Origin of the sequence: Micromonospora sp. D75 (genome assembly GCF_018070405.1) — a bacterium.
Lineage (GTDB): Bacteria > Actinomycetota > Actinomycetes > Mycobacteriales > Micromonosporaceae > Micromonospora > Micromonospora chalcea.
Map to the genome: position 1 here is coordinate 1 of NZ_JAGPXV010000291.1, position 7,270 is coordinate 7,270.

The following is a 7,270-nucleotide window of genomic DNA, read 5'->3' on the forward strand; positions in this document are numbered from 1 at the left end:
TCATCACCCACCGCACGTCCCGGAAGGCCGAGGTGTCGGCCAGCGGGTCGGCGTCCGTCGCGATCAGGTCGGCCAGCTTGCCGACCTCGACGGTGCCGAGGTCGGACTCCGCGCCGAGCCAACGGATCGGGCCGAGCGTGCCGGCGTGGATGGCCCGGGCGGCGCCGATCCGCTCGGACATGTACTCCAGCTCCCGGATCGAGGCGGTGGTGCCCTCGAACTCCCAGAACGGGGGCATGTCGCTGCCGAGCAGGACCTCCACCCCGGCGGCGATCGCCATGTCGAAGCTCTCCAGGTGCCGGGGGCCGGCGCCGAGCGAGCGGCACTGCATCCACTCCGGCACGCCCAGCTCGTCGAAGAACTCCTTGCAGCGGGTCACCAGCAGCGTCGGCACGAGCGCCGTGCCGCGCTCGGCCATCCGCGCCGCGACCTGCGGGGTGAGCTGGTAGCCGTGCTCCACGCAGTCCAGTCCCAGCTCGACCGCCGCGCCGATCACGTCGGCGGGCCCGGCGTGCGCGGTCACCTTGCGGCCCCACGCGTGCGCCGTCTCGATCACCGCCGTCATCTCGTCGGCGAACAACTGGGGCGTGTGGATGCTCTCGTGCTCACCGGCGATGCCGCCCGAGATCATCACCTTGATCAGGTCCGCGCCGGCCTTGATCTGGCTGCGCACGCCGTGGCGGAAGCCCACCGGGCCGTCGCACTCGAGCGTGTCGTTGCTCTCGTGCCCGTGCCCGCCGGTGCACACCAGCGCCCGGCCCGCGGTGTAGATGCGCGGACCGGGGACCCGCCCGGCGTTGATCGCCCGCCGCAGCGCGAAGTCCGCGTGGTCCTTCTCCGCGACGCAGCGCACGGTGGTCACGCCGGAGTGCAGCGTGCGCCGCGCCCCGTCGGCCATGTAGTGGGCGAGGTCGTACGCGCCCATCCCCTTGACGCCCTCGCCGGCGGAGCCGGGCAGCGACAACGAGAAGTGGGTGTGCATGTTGACCAGGCCGGGCGTCACGTAGGCACCGTCGAGGTCCACCTCGGTCAGCCGGCCGGCGGCCCGCGCCTGCTCGGCCACCTCGGCGTACGGCCCGACGGCGGCGATCCGGTCACCCCGGACCCACACCCCGGCACCGGTCACCGGCGCCATGCCGTCCACCACGCGGGCGTCGAGCACTGTGCAGTTGCCGAGCAGCGTGCTCGGCTGCTCGGGCGAATAGGCGGCACTCACGCGATCACTCCATAAACGTCTCGGGCGGCCCGCGCGGAGACGTAGCCCTCGGCCACGTCCCGTCGCACCGCCTCCGGATCCCGACTCCCCGGGTCGCCGTGCCCGCCGCCACCGGCGGTCAGCAACGTCACCCGATCCCCCACCGCCACCGCGGTACGCCGTGTGCTCACCCGGTGCTCCCGGTCCGTGCCCGGGAAGACGATCACCTGGTTCGGCTCCGGCTGTGCGCCGCCGGCCAGCGCCCACGGCGCGCTCTTCGTCTTCTTGATCACCGTCAGGAACTCGCCGGGCGTCACGAACCGGATGTCCCGCCGCAGGCCGCAGCCGCCCCGGAACCGGCCCGCGCCACCGGAGTCGGTACGGATCTCCACCCGCTCGAAGAACATTCCCGTCTTCGACTCCAGCACCTCGACGGGCGTGTTGCGCGCCTGGGTCTGGCACAGGTGGTTCGCCGGCCCGATCCCGTCGTGCCGGGGCGTGCCGCCCCAGCCGACCGGGTCGTTGTTGCTGACCGCGAACATGTCGCCGGTGTCCGGGTGCCGGCCGACCATCATGAACCCGGGCACGTCGCCGCCGGAGGAGGCGGCCAGCCGGTCCGGCATGCCCTGCGCCAGCGCCTTGAGGATCAGCTCCAGCGCGACGGTGCCGGTCCACTGGGTGAACGTGGCGGCCGGGTACTGCGCGTGGAACAGCGTGCCGGGCTCGGCGCGTACCCGAAGGGGCGCGAAGTGCCCGGCGTTCGCCTGCTCGTGCGGCGTGGTGACGCCCTTGAACGCGACCCGGCAGGTGGCGATGGTGGCGCCCAGCGGCAGGTTCACCGGCCCGGGCACCGCCGGCGACGAGCCGGCGAAGTCCACTGTGAACTCGCCGTCGGCGACGGTGACGGTGACCCGCATGAGGATCGGCTCGTCGCTGACGCCGTCGTCGTCGAGCCAGTCCTCGGCGGTCCAGCTGCCCTGCGGCAGCGCGGCCACCGCCTCCCCGGCGCGCTGCGCGGCGACGTCGATCACCCGGTCGATCACCGCGTCGACCACTGCGGGGCCGTAGTCGCGGTACAGCTCGGTCACCCGCCGCTCGCCGGTACGCAGCGCGGCGATCTGCGCGTTGAGGTCACCGATGACCAGTTCCGGCATCCGCGAGTTGAAGCGGATCAGCTCGTGGATCTCGCGCACCGGCTCGCCCCTGTCGTACACCTTCGTGCCGGGGAAGATGATCCCCTCCTGGTGCATGTCCGTGGAGTCGAGCACGTACCCGGGGTCCTTGGCGCCCAGGTCCATCCAGTGCGCCCGGATGCACAGGAAACCGATCAGCTCCTCGCTGTCCGGCAGGACGACCGGCGCGAACATCGTCGCGTCGTACGTGTGCGCCGCGTTCCAGTACGGGTAGTTCAGCAGCACCACGTCGCCGCGGCGCAGGTTCTCCCGGCCGACGTACTCCACGCCCTTGCGCAGCGAGTAGTCGTTGGCGCCGAGGAAGCGGGACAGCCCCGTGGACTCCGCGACCAGCCGCAGCTGCCGGTCGTAGATGGAGATGCCGAAGTCGTACACCTCGTAGATCACCGGGTTGAACGCGGTGCGCACGAGCGCGGCCCGCATCTCCTCGGCGGCCGAGACGAGATGGCTGCGGACGACCTCGACGGTTGCCCCGTCGACCGTCGGCTCACCCATCGACGTCCACTCCGTAGACGTCCCGGGCGGCCTCCCGGGAGACGTAGCCCTCGGCCACGTCCCGCCGTACCGCCTCCGGGTCGCGGCTGCGCGGGTCGCCGTGCCCGCCGCCACCGGCGGTCAGCAGCGTGACCCGGTCGCCCGCGGCCACCACGGTGCGCTTGGTGCTCACCCGGTGCTCGCGGTCGGTGCCCGGGAAGACGACCACCTGGTTCGGCTCGGGCTGCTCGCCGCCGGCCAGCGCCCACGGCGCGCTCTTGGTCTTCTTGATCACGGTGAGGAACTCGCCGGGCGTCACGAACCGGATGTCGCGGCGCAGGCCGCAGCCGCCCCGGAACCGGCCCGCGCCACCGGAGTCGGCGCGGATCTCCCAGCGCTCGAAGAACATCCCGGTCTTGGCCTCCATGACCTCGATCGGGGTGCCCCGGCCGGTGCTGCCGGAGACGTGCGTGGCGGCGTCCATGCCGTCGTGCGTCGCGGTGCCGCCCCAGCCCACCAGGTCGTTGTTGCTGACCGCGAACATCTTCCCGGTGTCCGGGTGCAGGCCGACCATCATGAAGCCGGGCACGTCGCCGCCGGAGGAGGCGGGCAGCAGGTCCGGCATGCCCTGGGCCAGCGCCTTGAGGATCAGCTCCACCGCGACGATGCCGGTCCAGAGCGTGAACGTGGGCTGCGGGTAGACGGCGTGGAACAGGCTGCCCGGCTCGGCCCGCACCTCAAGCGGCGCCACGGTGCCGGCGTTCGACGGCTCGTCCCGCGACGTCAGCGACTTCAGCACGACCTTGCAGATCGCCTCGGTCGCGCCGAACGGCATGTTGATCGGGCCGCGGGTGGCCGGGGCCGAGCCGGCGAAGTCGACGATGAAGCGCCCGTCGTCGATGGTGACGGTGACGCGCATCTTCACCGGGTCGTCGGTGATGCCGTCGTCGTCCACCCAGTCCTCGGCGGTCCAGGTGCCCTGCGGCAGCGTAGCCAGCGCCGCGCGGGCGCGGGCCTCACCGTCGGCGATGATCCGGTCGATCGCCTGGTCCACGGTGTCCCGGCCGAACTTCTCGATGATCTCCAGCATCCGGCGCTCGCCGGTGCGCAGCGCGGCGATCTGCGCGTGCAGGTCACCGAGCACCGCGTCGGGCATCCGCGAGTTGAAGCGGATCAGCTCGTGGATCTCGCGCACCGGCTCGCCCCGGGACACGACCTTGGTGCCCGGGAAGATCAGCCCCTCCTGGTGCATGTCGGTCGAGTCGAGCACGTAGCCCGGGTCCTTGGCGCCCAGGTCCATCCAGTGCGCGCGGACGCAGAGGAAGCCGACCAGGTCGCCGTCCGCGTCCGGGTCCGCCTCGTCCGGCCGGAACACCGGGGCGAACAGCGTCGCGTCGTACGCGTGCGCCGCGTTCCAGTACGGGTAGTTGAGCAGCACCACGTCGCCGCGGTGCAGGTTCTCCCGGCCCACGTACTCCACGCCCTTGCGCAGCGAGAAGTCGTTCGCGCCGAGGAAGAACGTCAACCCGGTGGCCTCGGCGACCAGCCGCAGGTCGGCGTCGTACATCGACAGGCCGAAGTCGTGCACCTCGTAGATGACCGGGTTGAACGAGGTACGGATGAGGGTGGCCCGCATCTCCTCCGCGGCGGACAGCAGATAGCTGCGGACGACCTCGACCTGGGCTCCGTCCAGCGTGGTCATGCGGCTTCCTCCAGGGTGACGAGCAGGTATCCGTGGTCGTCGACGGTGACCCGCTGGCCGCTGGGCACCACAGTGGTGGAGGTGCCCTCGTCGATCAACGCCGGTCCGTCGAAGGTGTCGCCCGGCTCCAGGCGGGCCCGGTCGTAGACCGCGAACGGCACCACCGCGTGCTGCCCGAAGTCGTAGGCGTCGCGGTGCGTCAGCAGCGCCTGCGACGGGTCGCCGTCGCCGCGCGGCAGGGTCTGCAGCTCGGGACGGTCGGTGCGCCCGATGCCGCGCACCCGCAGGTTGAGGATCTGCAGCGGGTTGCCCATGGTGTGGCCGTACCGGGCGCGGTGCGTCTCGTCGAACGCGGCGCGGATCGCGTCGCGGTCCAGCTCGCGCCCGACGGTGACCATCAGGCTGTGTTCCTGGCCCAGGTAGCGCAGCTCGAACTGCCGCTCCAGCACCGCCTCGCCGGCCGGCACGCCCTGCGCCACCAGCGACGCGACCGCCTCGGCCTCGACGGCCTTGAACAGCTGCTCCAGCTCCGCCAGGTCGGCGTCGTCGAGCGTGGCCATCACGGTACGGCTGAAGTCGTTGACGATGTCGGCGGAGAGCATGCCCCAGGCGGAGAAGCCGGACGGCGCGAACGGCACGATGACCTCGCCGATGCCCATCTCGCGGGCCAGCAGCGGGGCCAGCAGCGGCCCGGCGCCGCCGAACGCGAGCAGCGCGAACTGCCGGGGGTCGTGACCCCGCTCGACGGTGATCTGGCGGACCGCGCCGACGGTGCGGGCCAGCAGCACGTCGAACACGCCGGCGGCCGCGTTCTCCACGGTGAGGCCGAGCGGCTCGGCGAGTTGCTCCTGAATTGCGGCGCGCGCCTCGGCGTCGCGCAGCCCCATGGTGCCGGCGAGGAAGCGCTCCGGGTCCATGTAGCCGAGCACCACAGCGGCGTCGGTGACCGTCGGCTTGGTGCCGCCCCGGCCGTAGCAGACCGGGCCGGGGTCGGCGCCGGCGCTCTGCGGGCCGACCTTGAGCAGGCCGTGGTCGAGCCAGGCGATCGAGCCGCCGCCGGCGCCGATGGTGCGGATGTCGTACGTGGGGATGAGCAGCGGGAAGTGCTCCAGCTGAGCCTCGTACGCGGCGACCGGGTTGCCGCGCTCGATCACGCAGGCGTCCAGCGAGGTGCCGCCGATGTCGAACGTGAGCACGTTGTCCCGGCCCAGCTCGGAGGCGACGTACGCGGCGCCGACGATGCCGCCGGCCGGTCCGGACAGCACGGTGTGGGTGGGGGCGGTCTTGGCGACCGCGCTGGTCATCGAGCCGCCGCCGGACCGCATGATCAGGAAGCGCCCGGCGAAGCCGCGCTCGGCCAGGCCGGACTCCAGCTCGTCGACGTACCGCTCGAAGATCGGCCGGATGTACGCCTCCAGCACCGTGGTGCTGGTCCGCTCGTACTCCCGGTACTCGCGCACGATGTCCGTCGACAGCGACAGGCTGACCTCGGGGAACTCCTCGTGGATGAGGCGCGCGGCCTCCCGCTCGTGGCTCGGGTCGAGGAACGAGTGCAGGAAGCAGATGGCGATCGAGGTGACCTGCTGGTCCACCACGAGCGTGCGCGCGGCCGCCCGGACGCTGTCCGGGTCCAGCGGCTCCACCACCCGGCCGCGGTAGTCGAGCCGGCCCCGCACCCCGGCGGTGAAGCGGCGCTGCACCAGGCTCTCCGGCCGCTGGTACTGGAAGTCGTACATGTGGTCGGACGGCACGTTGCCGCGCCCGATCAGGAAGATGTCCCGGAAGCCCTCGTTGGTGATGATTCCGGTACGGCCACCGCGACGCTCCAGCACCGCGTTGAGGCCGAGCGTGGTGCCGTGGATGAACAGCTCCACCTCGGACAGGTCGGTGCCGAGCGCGCTGATCGCGTTGAGGACACCGTCCGCGGGCCGGGCCGGGGTCGTCGCCGCCTTGCGGAAGCGGACCCGGTTGGTGCGCGTGTCGAGTTCCATGGCGTCCACGAAGGTCCCGCCGATGTCGACGGCGAGCCGGATGGGGCGACGGGTCATGGCGTGACAGCCTGCCTTCCGATGAGGGCGGGAAGCTCGGGAACGCGCCAGCAGGCGGCCCGGCTCTCGCCGTACGACTGAAGCTCCTGCTGCTCCGATCGGCACCGGTCGGTGACGAACGGGCACCGGGCGGCCAACGGGCACCCGGTTGCGGCGTCGGCTTCCTCCAGGTCCTTGACCAGCTCGACGGCCTCGCCGTCGGACCCGGCCGTCCCGCCGAGGCGGGGGGCGCTGCCCAGCAGCGCGCGGGTGTACGGGTGCCGGGGCGTGTCGAAGACGACCTCCACCGGACCCTCCTCGACCACCCGGCCGAGGTAGAGCACCACGACGCGGTCGGCGAAACCGCGCACCGTGGCCAGGTCGTGGGAGATGAACACCGAGGCGCGTTCGGCGTCGGCGGCCACGTCGGCGATCACGTCGAGGATCTGCGCCTGGACGGTGACGTCCAGGGCCGAGGTGGGCTCGTCGAAGACGATCAGGTCCGGCTCGCCGACCAGCGCGCGGGCGATGCCGATGCGCTGGGCCTGGCCGCCGGACAGCTCGTGCGGGTAGCGCTGGAGGATCGACCGGTCCAGCTCCATCCGGTCCAGCACGGCGGTGACGCGCTCCTCCCGCTGGGCCGGGGACAGGCCCGCGGCGCGCAGCGGCTCGGCGATGG

The 7,270-nt window shown here is 72.2% G+C and carries 5 protein-coding genes; all 5 read right to left on the reverse strand.

Annotated elements, in window-relative coordinates; genetic code table 11:
* The coding region (locus KBX39_RS18040; RefSeq protein ID WP_210871639.1) for an amidohydrolase family protein at window positions 1-1,216 on the reverse strand (1,216 nt) is incomplete at its 3' end.
* Window positions 1,213-2,883, reverse strand: coding sequence for a hydantoinase B/oxoprolinase family protein (locus KBX39_RS18045; protein WP_210871641.1), 1,671 nt, complete (start codon window positions 2,881-2,883; stop codon window positions 1,213-1,215). The genes KBX39_RS18040 and KBX39_RS18045, both read right to left, overlap by 4 nt.
* Window positions 2,876-4,564, reverse strand: coding sequence for a hydantoinase B/oxoprolinase family protein (locus KBX39_RS18050; protein WP_043325202.1), 1,689 nt, complete (start codon window positions 4,562-4,564; stop codon window positions 2,876-2,878). The genes KBX39_RS18045 and KBX39_RS18050 overlap by 8 nt, the downstream gene beginning before the upstream one ends.
* Window positions 4,561-6,612: a hydantoinase/oxoprolinase family protein gene (locus KBX39_RS18055; RefSeq protein ID WP_043325203.1), complete on the reverse strand. Its 2,052-nt coding sequence runs from the start codon at window positions 6,610-6,612 to the stop codon at window positions 4,561-4,563. Before KBX39_RS18055 ends, KBX39_RS18050 begins: the two co-directional genes overlap by 4 nt.
* Window positions 6,609-7,270 (reverse strand): ABC transporter ATP-binding protein (locus tag KBX39_RS18060; RefSeq protein ID WP_210871643.1); only part of this gene is annotated, 662 nt, incomplete at its 5' end. The genes KBX39_RS18060 and KBX39_RS18055, both read right to left, overlap by 4 nt.

Coding starts and splice junctions, on each gene's coding strand:
- KBX39_RS18045 (WP_210871641.1), bottom strand. CDS start 2,883: ATGGGTGAGCCGACGGTCGACGGGGCAACCGTCGAGGTCGTCCGCAGC.
- KBX39_RS18050 (WP_043325202.1), bottom strand. CDS start 4,564: ATGACCACGCTGGACGGAGCCCAGGTCGAGGTCGTCCGCAGCTATCTG.
- KBX39_RS18055 (WP_043325203.1), bottom strand. CDS start 6,612: ATGACCCGTCGCCCCATCCGGCTCGCCGTCGACATCGGCGGGACCTTC.